The sequence below is a fragment of the Okeania sp. SIO2C9 genome (assembly GCF_010672455.1).
Lineage (GTDB): Bacteria > Cyanobacteriota > Cyanobacteriia > Cyanobacteriales > Microcoleaceae > Okeania.
This window is the reverse complement of the sequence record NZ_JAAHGO010000009.1, coordinates 1-19,403: the sequence shown is the minus strand read 5'-3', so window position 1 is coordinate 19,403 and position 19,403 is coordinate 1. Positions and strand designations below refer to the sequence as shown.

Annotated in this window: 16 protein-coding genes and 1 pseudogene; 11 read left to right on the top strand and 6 right to left on the bottom strand. The window is 33.2% G+C overall.

All coding sequences use genetic code 11. The annotated features are described in order from the left end of the window. The 4 genes from F6K23_RS41625 to F6K23_RS08405 form a co-directional block, all read left to right on the top strand. Window positions 1-566: DUF3134 family protein (locus F6K23_RS41625; RefSeq protein WP_367267660.1), on the top strand; the 566-nt coding region annotated here is incomplete at its 5' end. Window positions 567-666: 100 nt separating this feature from the next. Further along, window positions 667-1,752 carry a phospho-N-acetylmuramoyl-pentapeptide-transferase gene (mraY, locus tag F6K23_RS08415; protein ID WP_293153301.1) on the top strand — a complete coding sequence of 362 codons (1,086 nt, stop codon included), beginning with the start codon at window positions 667-669 and terminating at the stop codon, window positions 1,750-1,752. A 251-nt stretch (window positions 1,753-2,003) separates the two neighbouring features. After that, a complete protein-coding gene (locus F6K23_RS08410; RefSeq protein ID WP_287288032.1) occupies window positions 2,004-2,930 on the top strand; it encodes a glycosyltransferase family 2 protein in 927 nt (308 codons plus the stop codon). A gap of 504 nt (window positions 2,931-3,434) precedes the next feature. Then, window positions 3,435-3,806 (top strand): hypothetical protein, encoded by a 372-nt coding sequence (locus F6K23_RS08405; protein WP_293153292.1) that lies wholly within the window; start codon window positions 3,435-3,437, stop codon window positions 3,804-3,806. A gap of 359 nt (window positions 3,807-4,165) precedes the next feature. Here the strand turns inward: F6K23_RS08405 and F6K23_RS41620 are convergent, their stop codons facing one another. From F6K23_RS41620 to F6K23_RS08395, 3 genes are all read right to left on the bottom strand, one after another. Next, window positions 4,166-4,465: a DUF4351 domain-containing protein gene (locus tag F6K23_RS41620; protein ID WP_367267659.1), complete on the bottom strand. Its 300-nt coding sequence runs from the start codon at window positions 4,463-4,465 to the stop codon at window positions 4,166-4,168. 111 nt (window positions 4,466-4,576) lie between these two features. Next, entirely contained in the window at window positions 4,577-5,047 is a 471-nt protein-coding gene (locus tag F6K23_RS41615; RefSeq protein ID WP_367267658.1) for an Rpn family recombination-promoting nuclease/putative transposase, read from the bottom strand. A 298-nt stretch (window positions 5,048-5,345) separates the two neighbouring features. Further along, window positions 5,346-5,843 (bottom strand): 2TM domain-containing protein, encoded by a 498-nt coding sequence (locus F6K23_RS08395; RefSeq protein WP_293153290.1) that lies wholly within the window; start codon window positions 5,841-5,843, stop codon window positions 5,346-5,348. 484 nt (window positions 5,844-6,327) lie between these two features. Between F6K23_RS08395 and F6K23_RS08390 the strand changes: the two genes are divergently transcribed. Continuing rightward, window positions 6,328-7,446, top strand: a complete 1,119-nt coding sequence (locus F6K23_RS08390) for a DUF262 domain-containing protein (protein WP_293153288.1) — start codon at window positions 6,328-6,330, stop codon at window positions 7,444-7,446. Then, window positions 7,446-8,126: pseudogene (locus tag F6K23_RS08385) on the top strand (MAE_28990/MAE_18760 family HEPN-like nuclease). Before F6K23_RS08390 ends, F6K23_RS08385 begins: the two are co-directional and overlap by 1 nt. 127 nt (window positions 8,127-8,253) lie before the next feature. On the opposite strand, the gene F6K23_RS08380 reads toward F6K23_RS08385, so the two are convergent. Further along, window positions 8,254-9,909 (bottom strand): AarF/ABC1/UbiB kinase family protein, encoded by a 1,656-nt coding sequence (locus F6K23_RS08380; RefSeq protein ID WP_293153286.1) that lies wholly within the window; start codon window positions 9,907-9,909, stop codon window positions 8,254-8,256. Window positions 9,910-11,305: 1,396 nt separating this feature from the next. On the opposite strand from F6K23_RS08380, the gene F6K23_RS08375 reads away from it, so the two are divergent. After that, on the top strand, window positions 11,306-11,572 hold the full coding sequence (locus F6K23_RS08375; protein ID WP_293057881.1) for a hypothetical protein: 267 nt from the start codon (window positions 11,306-11,308) through the stop codon (window positions 11,570-11,572). A 749-nt stretch (window positions 11,573-12,321) separates the two neighbouring features. Next, the gene (locus F6K23_RS08370) at window positions 12,322-13,407 is read left to right on the top strand and encodes a restriction endonuclease (protein WP_293153284.1); all 1,086 of its coding nucleotides are present in this window, start codon (window positions 12,322-12,324) and stop codon (window positions 13,405-13,407) included. A 1,059-nt stretch (window positions 13,408-14,466) separates the two neighbouring features. Here F6K23_RS08370 and F6K23_RS08365 read toward each other — a convergent pair. Further along, the gene (locus F6K23_RS08365; RefSeq protein ID WP_293153282.1) at window positions 14,467-14,733 is read right to left on the bottom strand and encodes a hypothetical protein; all 267 of its coding nucleotides are present in this window, start codon (window positions 14,731-14,733) and stop codon (window positions 14,467-14,469) included. Between the two features lie 447 nt (window positions 14,734-15,180). Here F6K23_RS08365 and F6K23_RS08360 point away from each other — a divergent pair, with 447 nt between their 5' ends. Further along, window positions 15,181-17,040: a hypothetical protein gene (locus F6K23_RS08360; protein ID WP_293153280.1), complete on the top strand. Its 1,860-nt coding sequence runs from the start codon at window positions 15,181-15,183 to the stop codon at window positions 17,038-17,040. 932 nt (window positions 17,041-17,972) lie between these two features. On the opposite strand, the gene F6K23_RS08355 is transcribed toward F6K23_RS08360, so the two are convergent. Continuing rightward, window positions 17,973-18,128, bottom strand: a complete 156-nt coding sequence (locus F6K23_RS08355) for a hypothetical protein (protein WP_293153278.1) — start codon at window positions 18,126-18,128, stop codon at window positions 17,973-17,975. Window positions 18,129-18,528: 400 nt separating this feature from the next. Between F6K23_RS08355 and F6K23_RS08350 the strand changes: the two genes are divergently transcribed. Further along, the gene (locus F6K23_RS08350) at window positions 18,529-18,657 is read left to right on the top strand and encodes a hypothetical protein (RefSeq protein WP_293153276.1); all 129 of its coding nucleotides are present in this window, start codon (window positions 18,529-18,531) and stop codon (window positions 18,655-18,657) included. 535 nt (window positions 18,658-19,192) lie between these two features. Continuing rightward, the coding region (locus F6K23_RS08345) for a helix-turn-helix domain-containing protein (protein WP_293153274.1) at window positions 19,193-19,403 on the top strand (211 nt) is incomplete at its 3' end.

The window sequence follows — 19,403 nt, the reverse complement described above, 5'->3', positions numbered from 1 at the left end:
TACAGGAAACAGTAAATCCACAACCTGTAGTGCCACAACCAACTACGGTACAGGAAACAGTAAATCCACAACCTGTAGTGCCACAACCAACTACGGTACAGGAAACAGTAAATCCACAACCTGTAGTGCCACAACCAACTACGGTACAGGAAACAGTAAACCCACAACCTGTAGTGCCACAACCAACTACGGTACAGGAAACAGTAAATCCACAACCTGTAGTTGTGTCACCAAGTATGGTGGAGGCAAAGGTAGAACAACCAGTAGGACAACCAGTAGGAGTTATTAGTCGTAGAAATAACCAATCTCAGTCACAACCAGTTCTAGTTTACAACCCCTCCCTGCTTCTAATACCTCGTCATGAACCGGCAGATGTAATTCCTACCCAACAAGACTCATCTATAGTGGACTGGTTAGAAACATCAGGCAGAATGTTACCTAGAGATCCTTCAGAATCAGACAATTATCTAGAAGAGGAAGAGGAAATCTCAGAATTGATAGCTGTAGATGATAATTTTAGTGATGATGATGTTTTAGAAGGAAATGCCGATGACTCTGGTGAATAGATATTTATGATTACTAAAAAGCTATTCAGTTAAAAGCTGAATTTGATAATTATTTAATCAAACCTAAAGTATCAAAAAGTGTGTGTGGAGGAGATTTTTTATGCAAAATAAGCTAATTTTTCGCAAATCTATTGCTTTATCGGGAGAAAATTTATTCTTGGGTCTGGGTTTAGGATTAAGCTCTTTTGCCCTAATTTTAGATAGCATGGCTAATCGAATTATCGGTATAGAATCTCTGAGCTTACCTCTAATTCTATGTGGTCTAGCAACTGCAAGTTTGGGGTATTGGGTTATACCCATGCTGAGAAGACTAAAAGCTGGACAAATAATCCGGGAGGATGGCCCCCAAGCACATCTACAAAAAGCAGGTACTCCAACTATGGGAGGTATATTTTTTGTACCAGTAGGAGTAGCGATCGCTCTGTTATTATCGAAATTTCATCCAGATGTCATGGCAGTATCGGCAATGACTCTAGCTTATGGTTTTATTGGTTGGCTGGATGATTGGAGAATTTTGCAACGTAAGTCTAATAAGGGAATATCTCCAAAAATGAAATTGGCTTTGCAGGTGGGTTTTGCAATGCTATTTTGTGGATGGCTAGCATGGAGTGAACCTAGTACGGTTACTAATATTGCTTTACCATTTGGTCTACAATTATCTTTAGGATTACTATTTTGGCCTTTGGCAGGTTTTGTTTTGGTTGCAGAAAGTAATGCTACAAATCTTACTGATGGCGTTGATGGTTTGATGGGAGGTTTGGGAGCGATCGTATTTTTAGGGTTAGGAGCTTATTTAGCTCCTACTGCTCCGGAGTTAATGATTTTTTGTGGTTGTATGAGTGGTAGTTGTCTCGGTTTTGTTGTTCATAACCGCAATCCTGCTAAGGTGTTTATGGGTGATACAGGATCGTTAGCTTTGGGTGGTAGTTTAGCTGCAGTTGCTCTACTAACTAATACTCTATGGATATTATTAATTCTTAGTGTGATTTTTTTAATAGAGACTCTTTCGGTTATTGCTCAAGTGGGTTATTACAAGGCAACAAAAAGACCTAATGGAGTAGGGAAGCGCTTATTTAAAATGGCTCCTTTTCATCATCATTTAGAATTATCTGGTTGGTCGGAAACTCAAGTTGTGGGATGTTTTTATTTAGTTAGTGCAATTTTGGCTAGCTTGTGCTTATTGTAGAAATTAAGTACTCAGTTAGAGGAGTCAGAAGTCAGGAGTCATGAGTCAGGAGGGAAGAAAGAAGACTGAGAAAAGGAGAAAGTTTTTTGATCGCTAATAGACATTTGATAAAAATCAAAAATAAAATCAATTCTTATCCATAAATTATCAATTATTTTTCCCTGTTGCCTGTTGCCTGTTGCCTGTTGCCTCTTTTCTGGAGATGTCTAATTATCCGGACATTATATAAATTATTAATTGAAAAGCTGATAATGACAAAAGTTTCGGTAATAGTACCAATTTATAATGGTGAGAAAGATTTGCCAGATTTGATAGAATGTCTGCGGTCGCAAACCTATCCTGCTGACCAAGTAGAGTATTTACTTGTGGATAATAATAGTGGCGATCAGAGTAAATCACTAATTGAAGCAGCAGCACGGTCAAATCAAATTACAATTTGTCTAGTCACTGAAAATCAAATTCAAAGTTCTTATGCTGCTCGTAATGCTGGTATTCGTGCTGCTAGTAGCGAGATATTTGCTTTTACTGATGGTGACTGTCGTCCTCAACCTCAATGGTTGGAAAATTTAATTCAGCCATTTTCTGACTCTAATATTGGTATTGTAGTGGGAGAAATACTTGCTTTACCTGGGGATAGTTTATTAGAAAAATATGCTGATAAACAAGAGACTCTTTCTCAAAAACATACTTTAGCTAATTCATTTTGTCCTTATGGTCAAACTGCTAATTTAGCTATTAGAAAGCAAGCTTTTGTAGAGGTAGGATTATTTCGTCCTTATTTAACAACGGGTGGAGATGCTGATATTTGTTGGCGTATTTTACGAGAAACATCTTATCAGTTTAAGTTTGTAGAAAATGCAGTAGTTAAACATCGTCATCGTTCAACTTGGAAAGATTTACAAAGTCAATGGCGCAGGTATGGAAAGTCAAATAAATATTTGCATGAACTCCATGGTGTTGATTTAATGCGAGAGTTTAAAACAAAGGAATATGTTTATCGTTTGAGTAGATGGTTATTAAAAGAGTTGCCTCTAACAACGATGAAAATAATATCAGGTAAAGCAGAATTGGTAGAGTTGTTTGATACTCCTATTGGTTTGTTAAATGGTAGGGCAAGAATTATCGGTCAAAAAGAAGCAAAGCTGTCAGATGAAGCACGACAAATTGAAAGATTTTAGTCTAATTTTTTTATATGGAATTTTATTCAATAGGGTGCTTTAATTATTAATTTTTATAGAAGTTATTATAATTTATTATCGAACTAATTGGAAGTAATATGTCAAAGATGAAGGACTAAATTTTGGGCAAGAGTCTATCTTTAAAATAGTTTAGTTAATAAATATCTAATACCAATTTTGATAAATGTTTGCTACAAATGACTAGGCTATTTATTAGGAGTCAGGAGTCAGGATAAATGGCTTAAATACCAGTTTTGAGCTAGGAAATTCTCTTTTCTGTCAAAGTAATATTTACTGTAGGTGTCTTTTAATCAGACTTATTATTCGTAACATTCTTTTTTCAAAATGGTATAACTAATTAAATTTATTATTTTTCTATGAACTGTATTGTGATAGTATGATTGACGCTTACTCCAATAATAATAGTGGTAGGTAAGCCCAATTGAATCTGTTTTAAACAGGCCAAAAACTAACATCTAATCTAACTAAAAAGAAGATAGTAACATGAAAAACCTCACTGTTGATAGTAAGAAGAATTGTTTATTAGTAGACAAAGCATGGATGGAAAACCTGCAGAAAGAGGCTGCATCTGCAAGTTTAGATCCTGGTATGTATGTTTTGCGGATTAAGAGTGGCTCATTTAGCTATGGTAGTGGTATGGGTGCTGAACCATTTGTGTTACTCTGGATATATGGTGGCAAATTTGTTAACTTGAAGACAAATGTTGAAACTTCAGCTACATGGTCTTCTTTAAATGGGTATGATGATACGATTACATTGGAAGTCAAAGAAACAATTACAGTTAGTGCTTTATTTCTTGATGTTTATGAAGATGATAATTCTGGTGAAGTTACTGTTTCTATTTTGGATGCGTAAATCATCAGTTTAATATCGGCTATTTTGTCAAAAAATTAGTAATAAATTTGACGCGATCGCTCTCTTAGTTACTGAGGTGGGCGATCGTTTCTGTTTATTTTGAAGGAAGAAGGAAGAAGGAAGAAGGAAGAAGGAAAAATCTTGTGTTGTTTGAGTTTTATGCTTTTGATATGTCCGTACCTTTTCCTTCGACTACTATACCTAAAACTTTGTTATATTTACAATTGTTGATTTTAACAGTATGTATAAAATCAGGTTGATTGTGATAGCATAACTTTTGAGAATTGGTATAATATTAATTCTGTTGGTATCGTTAGTATAAACGCTTAAGTTTTCTTGTTAATTTTTTTCTTCTGATATTAAAAAGACTTTCTCTCCTCCAACCAAATTAATAAATCATCCAAATTATTAAAATCTAAAACAGCTTTAGCTAAATTATCTAAGTCAGTAGCAGATAAATAATTAAATTGGCGACTAATCTGATTAGAAATTTCACCAAATCTTTTGTTGAGTTGACGCATTAATATTTCTGATTTAGCAGCAGTTATTCTTCCTCTTTCGTCTTGCAAAGCCATCCCCCGTCGGTCTACTTGGTCTAATTCTTCTAAAGAAAAATTGGCTTGATTTGCAATATTTAAAGCACGTTCTATCTCTGGCACTTCTCCCAATTTTTATGGAATTGTTTCTAAGTAAGATGTTTCTTTAAGGAAATAAATTTACTTATCTATTAATGTCTCTAGTTCTGCTAAATTTTTATGAAATTTTGGCAATTATAAAAATATTAACTTTAATACATTAGACTTGTATTCAAAAGATTCGTCTTCCTCTTTAAAGACAAATTTAGTCACAACTTTCTCGGTTTCTCTGAACATAATAAAATCGGTTATTGTCACAGAAATTACTGGATTTAGCAAATGGTAACGTTCTCCTCTATCTAATTGATTAGCATAAGTTTTTGAGAGATTATAAGCTACTCGTTTATCAAAAGCAGTTGTGGTGGCGATTTGCATTTCAATAATCACAATTGAATTATCTTGCAAAACTGCTTTAACATCTAAATAAGTTTCTTTTAAAGTGATAATTTGACCGGGGGTGTATGGATTGATAATTGTCAGAGATTTGATGGTATTTTCACCATTATAAATAATCGCATTTAAAAAGCTGATTAGTATATCTTGACTTTGGTCAGAGCCGAAGATTCTTTTAAAGGCATAATCAATTTTGGGGTTAATAAATCTCATGGTGTTTTTTTACTTATTTAAAGTAAATAGATATCTCTAGAAAAGAGGGAGTAGGGAGTAGGGAGTAGAGAGAAATAATTGATTTATCTAGTGCGATAATTGATTTGAGATTTGATTTATTACTGTCAGAGATGTCTAAGATTTTAACACTAATAATAGGCCTTCACTTTTTCAATAAGTTAAGTGAGCGATCGCTTATTTGTTAGAGAAGGAATTAGGAGTGATTTTCCCTGGTTTTAATTAATCTAACAAACCCGATCTTTCCTATCTATAATTTAGGAATAATCTCCATTTATTTTCAAGACTGTAAGTTTTTTAAAATTTTATTTGCTAAAGAGCCAAAAGATTGACCTAATTGTTTTTTCAAACGCCATCTTTGAAAGGCTTTTTCATATTCTTCTCCTTCAATTTGAAAAGTTTTCCAGGCATCTAAAGCTAACCATAATCCCCACAATAATAAAATTGGTAAAGACCAGGAAAGAGTATGAGCAGTTACTAAATTCAGCAACAGTAAAAATGAATTTACAATGCAATATTTAATCAAATTTTGCTTTAATTTGTCTCGACGAAGTTGATTAAAAACTTGTTTTTCCTGAAACTCACTCCGGTGAGAAAGCCATTCTTGTTCCGCTGCTGCTAAGTCTTCTGGAGAAATACCCATCTCATGAGCAATTTCTAATACTTGTGCTCTTGTTAGTTCGCCTCCTTCAGAGCGACGTGCTAGGGCAATTTGCAGAATTTGTTGGGCATCGTCTTGAGCATAAGTTTGGGTAATTTGGTTTTGTTGGTTTGTCATAACTTTATTGCTTAAATTTTAGAATTATTTCTATCATATATTCTAGCTTGCTGAAGAAGAAAGAAGGAAGAAGGAAGAAGGAAGAAGGAAAAGTATTATGTTGTTTGAGTTTTCCGCTTTTTATCTGTCCTAATCTTTGCTTCGACTGCTATATCAAAGAATAACAATAGTAGATTCCTGTCCGGTCAATAGGTGAAATTTATACTGGATATTATTTTTCATAGACACTAGAAAAAATGACAGTTATATCAAAAGAGAAAACATTTTTTACAGAAGATATGCATTTTTTGTTTGTAATTATCTGAAATGTTTACTTGATGAATGGTCTCTGAAATTATATAGCAGAAGGAAGAAGGTTTTAGTTATCTAGAAGACAAGGAAAAATCTAATGTTGCCTGATTTTTAAGCTTTTTATAGGTATTTACCTTTCTTTCGACTGTTATAATATACTTTTAGGTTTCAACAAACTACTTAAAACAAAAATATGTCATCAAAGTCGAAAGTTGCTAATAGTAAACCCAAAATAACTAATGAACAAAAAGAAACTGCTGAAGCTGAGATTCGGGAAAAACAAAAGCGTGTTGACTATGACACAAAAGAATATCCAGTAGAAGTTCTGACTCAGAAATATATGAAAGGAATAGAAAACGATACTAATGAGTTATTTATTCCTGATTATCAAAGGGAAATGGCTTGGGATGAATCCCGGCAGTCAAAATTTATTGAATCTGTACTTTTAGGATTACCAATACCTTATATATTTGTTGCTGATATTAATGATGAAGAAAATGAAGAAAATGAAGCTCGTTTAGAAATAATAGATGGTACGCAACGTATCCGTACTTTGGCTAAATTTATCAATAATGAGTTAAAACTGACTAATTTATCTAAATTAGGTAAATTAAATGACTTTAGATTTGAGGATTTACCTCTTTCTCGTCAGAGACGTTTCAATAGAGCTACTATTCGGATGATTCAACTTACTGAAGATGCGGATGAGGAAACACGAAGAGATTTGTTTGAACGGATTAATACAGGTAGTGTTGAGTTAAATGAAATGGAAAAACGTAGAGGTATATTACCTGGAAAATTTACCGATATAGTTGAAGAATTATCAAAATTACCCAAGTTTCGAGAGCTTTGTTTGTTTTCTGATGCAGCTATTGCCCGACGAGATCCTCAAGAATTTGTCTTACGTTTTTTTGCCTTTTTAAATAATTATCAAAATTTTGAGAGTAAAGTGGGGGTAAGTAAATTTCTGGATAAATTTTTGGAAAAAACTAACAAAGATAAAAATACAGACTTAAAGAAAATGCGGGATGAATTTGAAACAATGATAGAATTTGTAGAAGAAAATTTTCCCAATGGTTTTCGTTCAGGTAAAAAATTAAATCAAACAACTACTAGGATTAAATTTGAATCTCTTTCTGTAGGTGTTGCTCTTGCTTTGAGAGAAAAAAGTAATCTTCAGTATCGAGGAGATGATTTGCTTAATCCTAGCAAGAGTAATTTTCAAAATCACACAAAAGGTGATGCAAGTAGTTCAAAGAAAAAGGTAATTCTGCGGATTGAATATGTACGCAACCAATTGTTAGATAAATAATGACAAGTATATTATTTCAAGACTTTAAGGAACGTTCTAAAGAAGTAAGTAAGTATTTTATTTTTCTCAAGAATTTAGAACAAGGAACTATTCAATTAGCAATGGAAGGTAAAAGAAAACCAAAAATTAAGGAAATTGATTCTGAGTTAATAAAAACTTTGAAAGCAAGTGCTTTTTTACTACTTTACAATTTAATATAATCCACAATGAGAGACGCTATTGAAGCAATATTTGATGAACTTCAAAGTCAAAATGTTTCCTTCGACAAAATTAGACCGGAACTAAAGAAAATTGTTCTGGAAAACCTAAAGAATAAAAGATCTAGTGAAGTTTATCATATAATTGTAGATATCTCTCTTGATATTATTAAAGTTGGATTTGATAGAAAAAAACTATTCTCAGGAAATATTGATGCTAAACAGATTAAAAAAACAGCAGATAAATATGGATTTTCTGCAGACACAAAAACTGATAGTAGCGATTTATTGACAGTAAAGACTAATAGAAATGATTTAGCGCATGGCATTAAATCTTTTGCCGAAGTAGGCAAAGAGAAAAGTGCTGATGAACTAATAAAAATCAAAAATAATGTAGTGAAGTATTTGAGACAAATCCTAGAAAATATTGAAACATATTTAACTAATCAAGAATATTTAGATTCATCTACAAATACTCCCTAATATTATGTTCAGATTATGAAATATAATTCAATACGGTTCATATAAGACCAAAACTCATAAGGTATCGATCTATAGACTCATGTACTTTGCCTTCTTCCTTCTTCCTTCTTCCTTCTTCTAACTGTATTTACTCTCGCCAACGACCAGAACGAAGAATACTAATAATTAACCACAACCCAAGAAAACTAGCTACTGCAAATAAAGCTTCACTTAACACAGATAACTGACTACTTTGAGAACCCGCAGTTACAATAGCAGCACCAATAATTAATGAACCTACCACTACACTAAAAGACAGTCTATTAGCTGACTTATTTACACTACGAGTCAAAGGTTCAATATCTTTTAACGTCAAATTCCACTTCAATGTTTCGGAAGTAAGTCTGTCTAAAAATAAGTCTAGTTGACGAGGAGACTCTAAAGACAAATTCTTCACATCAATAGCAGTTCTTAATAAAGTTTGTACTGGATCGTCCCCTAATAATTGTCGGCGAAATAAATCGGTCATTAATGGTTTAATCTCATCCAAAAGATTAATTTGGGGATAAAAACTACGAGCGACTCCTTCTAAATTTGCTAAAGTTTTAGAATATAAACCCAAATTACTTGGTAATTTAATTTTGTTGTTACGACACAGTTGTAAGATGTCATAAAATACTTCAGAAAAATTGATTTCAGACAAGCTAAGATTGTAATATTTTCGCAGCATTTTGCTGTAATCATTTTCCAACTTAGCTAAATTTGACCGTTGAGCAACTTCTGCCATTTCTAAAGTTAGCTGAGTACATCTTTTAGCATCTAGATCAACGATCGCTAATAATAATTCCGTTAAATTCTGCTGACTGCGAGGATCGAGGCGACCTACCATTCCACAGTCGAGTAGAGCAATACGTCCATCTTCCAGATAAAATATGTTGCCAGGATGAGGATCAGCGTGAAAAAAACCATTGATATAAAACTGTTGAAAAAAAGCACGACATAATAAAGTAGAGAGTGCCTGCTTTTCTGCATCTACATCCCCATTATTGTTAATACCTTTGACCTTCGCAGATAAGATAGGTTTACCATTTAGCCATTCGAGAACTAATATTTTTGGAGTTGTTAGTTCCCAATATACTTTCGGAAGCATTATTTGCTTGGGGTCAAACCACTTACTCGTAGATAAGTCTCGACGTAGTTCATCGGTATAACCAGCTTCCTTAGTGAAATCAAGTTCAGCTTTCAGAGCAACACTAAACTCTTCCGCAAGAGAAACTATATCGTAGTCATTGCCAAAATCTGTGAATGAGACTAATTCAGCTAAACTTTTTAACAGGGATGTATCTTTGTCAATTATTCTGTCAATACCTGGACGTTGAACTTTTAGAGCTACTTCCGTACCGTCTTTTAAGGTCGCTTTATAAGTTTGAGCTATAGACCCTGCTGCTACACACTCAGTATTAATATCGCTAAATATTTCTTCTAGAGGTTGGGATAATTGTTGACGAATTAAGATTTCCACTTCTGACCAAGGTACTGCTGGTACATTGGCCTGCAAACTTGACAAGGTATTTATATAGTCTGCTGGTAATAAGTCTGGACGGGTACTAAGTAGCTGGCCGAGCTTTACATATACTGGGCCTAAATCTACCAGAATATTGCGTAGAACTTCTGGTGTTGGTATATCTGGTTCGCCAGTTTTGCCCCCTGTGAGGAGGGTTTTCATATAGCCCCAACCATTACGGAACACAATTTCGACTATTTCAGCTCGGCGAGAATTAGTTGCTGTCAGGCTAGATAACACGAGGCCTCCCAATGATTGGATTGATGTTTGTTTTATAGCGGAAGGCAGAAGGCAGAAGGCAGAAGGCAGAAGGCAGAAGGAAAAATCTGGCGTTGTCTGAGTTTTCTGCTTTTGATCTGTCCTCACGTTTCTTTCAACTGCTTTACCTATTGGGACTTACACAAAATAAAGGCAGAAAATAGGCTCAAATATAGATGGGCAGAGGATTTTACGTCGAAAATGCATCAATCCGTAGGTCAGCACGGGTTCTAGCCATTTTTAAGGCTTTGACGTAATTCCCTTGTCTAGACTTACTTTGACGCATTTTTCTTACCAAAAAATGTCTAAGTACCACTATAAGGACAATTTAATACATCTAAATATTAGGATAACGTTGATCGGAAGCTGATGCATTGTGAGTAACTTTCATTTCACCTACAGACTTTTTTTTCCTTATCTGTACTGATTTTCAAGCATTTTATCCGAAATATAATGTATCAGTCATTAGTAAAATTATAGCGCTACACATTAAAGTGTTTGACATTTCTCAACCCTGTTAGCGGAGCTGAAAAACCCTTTAACAGGTTACTATCTGGACTTTAGGAAAAAAAGGTTAAAAATAAGGTCAAACCTTATATACAGCAATGTTTCTACCTTAAATCAAAAGTTTTCTTGATATATCTAGGTTTTCCTAGGTCATGCTACGCAAACAGGCATTTTAAGCAAGTTTAGGTATTTCCCTTGCTAATACTGGGCTTGAAGCTATTTTCACTGTAAAAAATCTAAAAGTCCAGCTATTGCCTATTGCCTACTCCCTATTCCCTAGCGTGTAGCGCTATAAAACTTTTGACTTTTTATTTTTGACTTTTGTTTGAATAAATGGTATCTATTTTGACAGCAAGAAAACTATGAATTATATAAATTTCTGCTTTACATTATTCCCAAAATTCTTTATATTTATTTTATAATCAATAAAGATAGTAGTCAGGAACCCAAAGACTAAAGTTTAAAGGCTTGGACAGACTGCTCGAAGTCTTTGCCAGCCAATACCTGACTAGCCTTAGAGCTTTGCAGTCTAAGTTACAGGTCAGTGTTAAAGTTCCTATTTTGAGATGCTCTGCCAGTCCCATGCTCTAGAACTCAATGGTTAAACAGGCATAGTTGGTTAAGCCAGTACCTTTGACATAGTACCGACCTATAGCATTGTCATTTTGGCTGCCGATCTTTATTTATCCCCTAGCTAAAGCTAAGGGTAGTCTTCAAATATAAGATAAGAAATTCCCAGGGGCATTTACTGCCGAGGGAATAGTGAGCTGTGCCGTACAGCCAGTATTGGTTAATCCAATATCAAGATAAAAGCTGTTTCATTTTTCTACAGTTTTTTTCGTACGGTTTACAAATTACTGAAGTATTTTAGATGAATAATATAGAATCTGTCGCAATTGAACGGTTTCAGACTCGTAGTCCTATAGATTTAGACAGTTGTCAGTTAAGCCGTGAATTAGTTGGGTCTAGGGTAGTAATGGTGATTGACTGCCCATCTACGGACAAGTGCCATCAGCTTTGGCGCGATCGCTACCTATTAATGCGTCGGTGTTTAGATTTATGGTTAGCTCATCAAATTGTCATTAGTTACAAGGGACATCCTTACGGTCGTACTCCGATGCGTCAATCTTTAGCCTGATTATTTTTTGAGTTAGATTATATTTATAGCAATTTTCATACTGATGAGGCGCTATATAAATCATACCTGGCGGTGCGCAGTGACGCACCGTTATTATTTTTTGTCAATTTTTAGTTAGAAATAATTTTGTTAAAAATTTGAAACTATTACTCCTATTGTCTGTTACTTTAATATTTTCTATACAACAGGGAATAGAAAATAGGGAATAAAATATACTTTTGTATTTGAGCAGTCAATCTAAAAATAATTTTTCCTACTATTGAAACTGACTATCAAATATACAATTAATCTTGCTTGACTACTTAGTAAAAATATATAAAGGAAAGTTGAAATAAGTAAGTTTTGGATGTACTTTCTCAGACTAACGCTTATTAAAAACTTATTTCTGGCTGCTATATCGCGATGATTCTTACTATAAATCAGGAATCTAGTTGTGAGAATTGAGATGTTCCTTAAAAGTATAGAATATAGCAATTATGATATTCATATAATCTGTTTTTTTTCTTCTTCTCTGTTCCCTGTTCCCTGTTCCCTAAAAGTTAGCAATATCTCACAACTCAAGTCATATTCCTATATATAATTATTCAAAGTTTATTCTAAATAATAAATACTCAAAAAGAGAGAAGTGTTAAATAATTTGTCAAAAATTCAAGCATATAGATAAAAAGTATGAAATTGTTACTGATAACTGATAACTGATAACTGAGATGACCCATTTTTCCTGATTTCAAGATATTTCAAGATATTTTATGCACAACGAAAATATAACTGCTAAACCTATTCAAAAAATTCTCTTTGGCAGTCCAGGTACAGGCAAAAGTTATAAAGTGCGAGAGATAGCAACTAATTCGTTGGGAATTAAATGGCATGAACAAACAAAATCATTAGAAAACACAATTAAAACAGTATTTCATCCTGAATATACTTATGCTGATTTTGTCGGCAAATTATTGCCACAGACTATCGGTAGTTCGGTTATATATAAATTTTATCAAGGTCATTTTTTACGAGCATTAGGATTAGCTTACAAAAATTTAGTTAATAATAATAATGAGAATGTACTGTTAGTAATTGACGAATTAAACCGAGGTAATGCTGCTGCTATATTCGGTCCGATTTTTCAATTATTAGATAGAGAAACAGATAATTGGTCAACTTATGATGTCAATTTATCAGAGTTAGAAATAGTGGCTTTATTAGGATCTATGGGGTATGATGCTCAAACAACTGATAAAAATATACAAGTGGATGGAAGTAATTTTGATGTTTTTTGTAAGATGACAAAGATGAATTTAGAAATGAGTGATAATCAGGATGGTTTAAGAGTATTAGAAAATTTGACAAGTCAGAGAATTTCTATTCCTAGAAATTTATCAATTATTGCGACGATTAATACTTCGGATGAGTCGATTTATTATTTAGATAGTGCTTTCAAACGGAGATGGGATTGGGAATATGTGGATGTGCCTGGTTATGGAATAGAAAAAATTAAGGATATAGCGATCGAGGGTAGGGATGAGAAATGGGTTTCTTTTGTGAATAAGTTGAATGATTTTATTAAGGTAAATCATCATTTAATTCGTCGTATTGAAGATAAACAAATTGGGGTTTGGTTTTTGAAGTCTGAAGATAATCAGGTTACTAAAGAATCTATAGAGAATAAATTAATGTTTTATCTGTGGGATAGTGTATTTCCTAGAGATAGAAGACCTTTGGAAGACTTATTATCAAAAGTGGATAAACAAAGTATTAAATTAATTACTTATTCTGATTTTATTGCTTTATCTGATGATTTTATTGATGCGATTATTTCTTGTGAATGGTTGACTTTTTAACTAATTTTATTTTGGGCTGTTTATAGAGGATATTTAATACAGGAAAAGGCAGAGGGTAGAAGGAAAGAGTTCATTAATGGATAATTGATAATTGATAATTGATAATTGATAATTGATAATTGATAATTACCTCTGATTAAAACCGAGAGGATTGAATATAAGGAATATTGTTTTTTTCCCTTAAAAGGGAAAGATTTAAACCAGAATAATTTAATTATTAATAATTAATAATTAATTATTCGGTAAGATTTTCAAACGAATTTAGTATTATAAAAATTTTTACTTACTTTGCTCGTAATTTCTTTAACAATTTCTTGATCACTTGAGTTTTTTTACCGAAAAACTATGGTCTAAAGCCTCCCCCTTTTAAGGGGATAAAAAAAGAGAATATTCCTTATGTCAAGTTTCCTTATTGCAGAGGTACTGATAACTGATAACTGATAACTGACTTTGCTCGTAATTTCTTTAACAATTTCTTGATCACTTGAGTTTTTTTACCGAAAAACTATGGTCTAAAGCCTCCCCCTTTTAAGGGGATAAAAAAAGAGAATATTCCTTATGTCAAGTTTCCTTATTGCAGAGGTACTGATAACTGATAACTGATAACTGATAACTGAAATGACTACTGCCAGGTGCAATAATTATTATATTTTTTGTTGATACTAACTGCTGCCGTTGTTCGTGTAGTTTTATTGCTTGTATCTAATAATTTTTCTCTTTATTCATACTTAATTCTCAGTAAACGTTGCGATCGAATTGAGGATGACTGTGAATGAGGAGTTTTTGCTTAGTCTGATATTTTTTTGGCAGTCGGTGGTTTTGTTGCGTATGTCGCAATAGGAGTTTTTACTCAGTTTGATATTTTTTTGGTAGTCGGTGGTTTTGTTGCGTATGTCGCAATAAGAATTTTTGCTTAGTCTGATATTTTGGCAGTCAGTGGCTTTGTTGCGTATGTCGCAATAGGAATTTCTGCTTAGTCTGATATTTTGGCAGTCGGTGGTTTTGTTGCGTATGTCGCAATAGGAATTTCTGCTTAGTTTATTTATTTTTAGGAGAGGTCTAGTAGTTTTGTTGCGTATGTCGCAATAGGAGTTTCTGCTTAGTCTGATATTTTGGTAGTTGGTGGTTTTGTTGCGTATGTCGCAATAGGAGTTTCTGCTTAGTCTGATATTTTGGTAGTTGGTGGTTTTGTTGCGTATGTCGCAATAGGAGTTTCTGCTTAGTCTGATATTTTGGTAGTTGGTGGTTTTGTTGCGTATGTCGCAATAGGAGTTTTTGCTTAGTCTGATATTTTGGCAGTCGGTGGTTTTGTTGCGTATGTCGCAATAGGAGTTTTTGCTTAGTCTGATATTTTGGTAGTCGGTGGTTTTGTTGCGGATAAGAAGCGAAGAAGAAATTAATGTTTTGGTTTTATAATCACTAATTAGGGCTTGCTGATTAATCCTAAAAGTATTGACATATCAAGGTTTCAGCCTTATTAGGTTGAAAAAAAGTGCCAGCTTTTCGCTCAAGAAAGCTCAAAAAACTAGCATTTTGGGCAAGAGTTGGGCAGAAAAATTAAGGGACAATTCTTTCTACTACATCCTCTGTAATTCCCATTTATCCTGACTCCTGACTCCTAACTCCTGACTCCTACCCTCACCCATAAGACTTTTTCAGCAAACCCTAATTATCTGAGTTTAATATTAGTCCCTAAATTTATTTATCTGCTTTACTTCTTCCTTGTTTCCCTCTCTCCTAGATAACTAAAAACTTTTTTCCTTCCTCATAAAAATGATAAATTTTGCCGAATTAAAACCTAGAGTTAACACTAAATATTCTTTTGTCGGCATTGAAAAAAAGAGGGGTAAGTTAATTTTTCATTTGCCTAAAGGATTTACTCAGGACGACCCGAATATTAATAAATTTGACTTTAAATGTGAATTATTTTTCAAGCTCTATAAAGTTCTGAAAATTGTGCAAAATATTTATCAAGAAAAAGGATATTTGCAGAAAAATATCAAAATTAATGACCGCGATGGTGTATTAAAACAGGAAGCAGGAAAAGAAGTTATCATAAACGATAATCAAGAAAGCATTTTTTATAGCAAACTTGATGCCTTAGATAATATTTTAGATGTCTATGATGAATTGAAAATATTAGCACTTGTCTCTCGTCTTAGTAAATCTGAAACTATAGACTATAGTAAAATTCATCGTTATCTTCACAAATCTACTTTCCTGAATAATGGTGCTATTTTTATTGACTCTATTGATATACCTCGCCAACAAATATCTTATGAAGCTTCTGATATTGTGGCAATGTATTGTTATATATTTACTGAGATTAAGCAAAAATTAGGGGAAAATGTTAATCCAGAAATTGCTGCTCTATCTGCTAGATTTCGGCAAAAGTATATTGGGTATGAATATAGTCTATTTAGCGAAGACCATTATTCCTTAATCATCAATACTTTGAGAGATGCTTTAGAAACAATTGATAACTATACGGCGTTAAAAGACATAGATTATTGGGATTTTTATGATGCAGTTGAGAAATTTTTATTTGGGGAATTAGATGATGTAGAAAATGGCAAAATATGGGGATTTAATAATTTTCATAGTGTTTGGGAGGGAATGTGTTTAACTTATCTGCTCAGATACACAAATCCATGTTTTGTATGTTATCTGAATAGCCGATATATTGCTTCTGAAATAATTGCTCATTTGAATTACAAAAACAGAATTATTGATTTGAGTAAGATTTTTCATGTCAACGGTAAGGATATTTTTCCCGATGCTGTAATTATTTCATTTAATACTAAAAATAATCGCTCAAACTCCACACTTCCAAATTTAATCCCATCTACAAATTCATATAAAATTGAAAAAATAAAAAATTGGAATGACTTACAGTACTACACCACCTTCAAATGCAATAAATATCAATTAAAAATTGCCCTTATTCATCAAAACCCAGAACTAGAAAATCATACTTTTAACGAGTTAGCTAAATTCTGCAAACTTGAGGGAGATACACTGATAGTTAACTCCTTGCCAAATCAGTTTTATTCTTATTGGGAAATTTTGGATGACTTTAGTCTCGAACAACTACAAATGATGAAAAATTTGAATCACATATTTTATCTAGCTCTTAAATTTGGCATCTTATCTGCCGATAGATTTTTTCAACGGTTTATTGATTATGTTTTGGGGTCTGAATATCTCCTTAAAGACAACATATTTTATCTGTCTCTCTTTCGGGATAAAGATAGACTCCGCTCTCTCAAAGAAATCAATCAAAGCTTTAGTAATTTCCTGAATAAAATTATGAATAAAATCTCTATTAAAGCGATCGATATTAAATATGCCAACTTTGATTATTATCTGAATCCAGGAAATCGAGAAGAAGTTAAAAGTCGAAGTGTTAGAAAACAGTTTGTCTATGAGTATTTGATTCAAAACTATCTGGAAAATTATCAAAGTACTGTTAAAAATTGGAGTATTAATAGTGAATTTTGGCTGCCTACTTACAGGAAAAATTTACCTGTGCTTACTCCTGGTACTAAATATATGGATGATTATGTGAAATTAATGGGGGTTAATATTGTGAAAGTTATTGATAGTTATATAGCGCTACGCGCTAGGGAATAGGGAATATTCATTAATTGATAATTGATAATGGATAATTGATAATTATCTCTGGTTAAAACTGCTTTTTCCCCTTAATACCAATTACCATGCATTAATGCTATACTTCAGCCATACTTCAACAGTCAAATATTTACCAAGATTAAAAGTTTGTTTTTGACAATTATTAATTGGTTAGTATAGATTTTTCCTGCTTTTTATCTCCCCAAACCTCCCACACTTCCCACACTTCCTCACCCAATTAGATATAGCATTCTTTTTGATAAATGGAATAAAAGGGGAAGCTTAAAGGCGCGAATTATTTAATTATTAATTATTCGGTAAACTGTTAAAGGGTTTTAAAGTAGTGTTTAAATTAAAATAGACTTTAAGGGCAAGGGAAACAACTTTTGTAGTAAGACAATTAATAAAGCTTTTATCCTAAACTAAAACTAAAAGTAATAGCTGATGGCTGACTGCTGTTTGCGCAGCATTCCGCAGAAAATGCTTATGCTTAAAATTGTTTGGGGTGATAATACCAATTAAAAAAAAGAATGCTACAAAAAGGTAGATATTGATCGGATATACTGAAAAATAGCTGCTCCAGTTCATTTTAAATAATTAGGGATTGCTGATTAAATCGAAAAGCATTGACATATAAAGACAAGTGCCTTTTTGGGTTCAAAAAAAGTGCCTTTTTTTCAGCTATTCATACTCAAAAAGTTAGTATTTTCGGCTCATAGTTGGGCAGAAAAATCAAGGGACTATTCTTCCTTCTAACTCCTCTAAATTCCCATTTATTCTGTCTCCTGTCTCCTGTCTCCTGTCTCCTACCCCTACCAAAAGACTTTTTCAGCAAACCCTAATTATATCTATCGTTTTTCTCTTTTTTTCAATATTTAATCCTTCTTCCTTCTTCCCTCTTCCTTCTTTCTTACTTCTACCTTCTGCCTTCTTCAATCATTTTTGCTCATGCCAGATTCATCAAAAGCTCGTTGTAAGTCACTAGATATTTTTAATTCATTTTGCCAATGTTTCAGGTAGTTAAAATCAAGTTTTTTTCCTTGAGCTTTTAGAACACCTAAAATATCGCGTTGTTTCAGTAGAGTCAATCATCCTAAAGCAGTAATTAAATTTGATGGTAAACAAATAATTACTACGAGGTTTGGTGCTATGAGAGTCATAGTTCATAGAGCTATTCCAGACGGTTGACGTAATTTGTTTTAATCAGTGTGCAGATGGCTTTAGTCGTATTCGCAGTAAAATAGATGCACTTATGTCATGGTAAATAAAAGTATTTAAGTATTTGTAGGTTGGCTTGAGGTATTGATTCTCTTAACTAAAAAACTCACATCCATACAAGTTTTTGTTGGGTTGCGCTCTCCCTTAACCCAACCTACAACTATTCCCTTAAAACATGAACAACAAAAAACAAAATCTACAAGAAGAGATTTTTAAACATCTCAAAGAAAACGGTACAAAATTCGTCAGAAATGGAGACATGGGGAATAGATGCTTTGCCTAGTTCTTTGGGAGAGGCGATCGCTCCAAGGAATTAATAGTATCACAAAGCAATTAGAAAATTATTACTACTTATTGTTCTACTTTTTCCGAGCATTGCAAAGTGACTTTCAAAAATAGAACTAAATCGCGATCGCTCGATATAGTTTTGACTAATCAAATCAGCTTTTAATATTATTTATCTAAATCAAAGTAGCTTAATTTTGCCAAAATTATTACAAAATATTTCACGAGCTTGCGTTGTTTCAGCGATTTGGTACATAGTTAGTACATCAGATATTGTGCCAATGTTGTGCCTAAACCTAAGAATAGACTCTTCAATACAAGGCTACAACCCAGTATTTACGTTAATAGCACCTCAAATCTACCAATTTTCAGCCGAGAGATATAACCTCAAAAAAAACAAATTTTGAACAAGTCAAACACTCAAGTAATTCTAGCGCCGCTACGCGGAAGTTAAAAGTCAAAAGTTAAAAGTCAAAAGTATTGATTTGTAATTGTTTTAGGGTTTTGTAACTGGTCAGTTATTTCCGCCATCCTGCACTAGCCATTGACCGAAAAATTGGGTCTCAAGCCTCGCCCTTCAAGGGCGACTTTTTATTGGCTAAATGTTTCAATCAAGATGTTATAATACTGTTAGTATAGTTAGCAAATTATGAAAGCTAGATTTAAGTATCGTATATATCCTACACCGGGACAAAAGCATCGATTAGCAAAGCTATTTGGTTGTGTTCGTGTTGTTTGGAATGATAGCCTAGCTTGCTGTCAAGAAAAATACAAATCAGGAGGTAAGAAACCTAGTAACGAAAAGCTGCAAAAACAGTTTATTACTCAAGCAAAAAATACTGAAGATAGAGAGTGGCTTA

Coding starts and splice junctions, on each gene's coding strand:
- mraY (WP_293153301.1), top strand. CDS start 667: ATGCAAAATAAGCTAATTTTTCGCAAATCTATTGCTTTATCGGGAGAA.
- F6K23_RS08410 (WP_287288032.1), top strand. CDS start 2,004: ATGACAAAAGTTTCGGTAATAGTACCAATTTATAATGGTGAGAAAGAT.
- F6K23_RS08405 (WP_293153292.1), top strand. CDS start 3,435: ATGAAAAACCTCACTGTTGATAGTAAGAAGAATTGTTTATTAGTAGAC.
- F6K23_RS41615 (WP_367267658.1), bottom strand. CDS start 5,047: ATGAGATTTATTAACCCCAAAATTGATTATGCCTTTAAAAGAATCTTC.
- F6K23_RS08395 (WP_293153290.1), bottom strand. CDS start 5,843: ATGACAAACCAACAAAACCAAATTACCCAAACTTATGCTCAAGACGAT.
- F6K23_RS08390 (WP_293153288.1), top strand. CDS start 6,328: ATGTCATCAAAGTCGAAAGTTGCTAATAGTAAACCCAAAATAACTAAT.
- F6K23_RS08375 (WP_293057881.1), top strand. CDS start 11,306: ATGAATAATATAGAATCTGTCGCAATTGAACGGTTTCAGACTCGTAGT.
- F6K23_RS08370 (WP_293153284.1), top strand. CDS start 12,322: ATGCACAACGAAAATATAACTGCTAAACCTATTCAAAAAATTCTCTTT.
- F6K23_RS08360 (WP_293153280.1), top strand. CDS start 15,181: ATGATAAATTTTGCCGAATTAAAACCTAGAGTTAACACTAAATATTCT.
- F6K23_RS08350 (WP_293153276.1), top strand. CDS start 18,529: ATGCTTTGCCTAGTTCTTTGGGAGAGGCGATCGCTCCAAGGAATTAAT.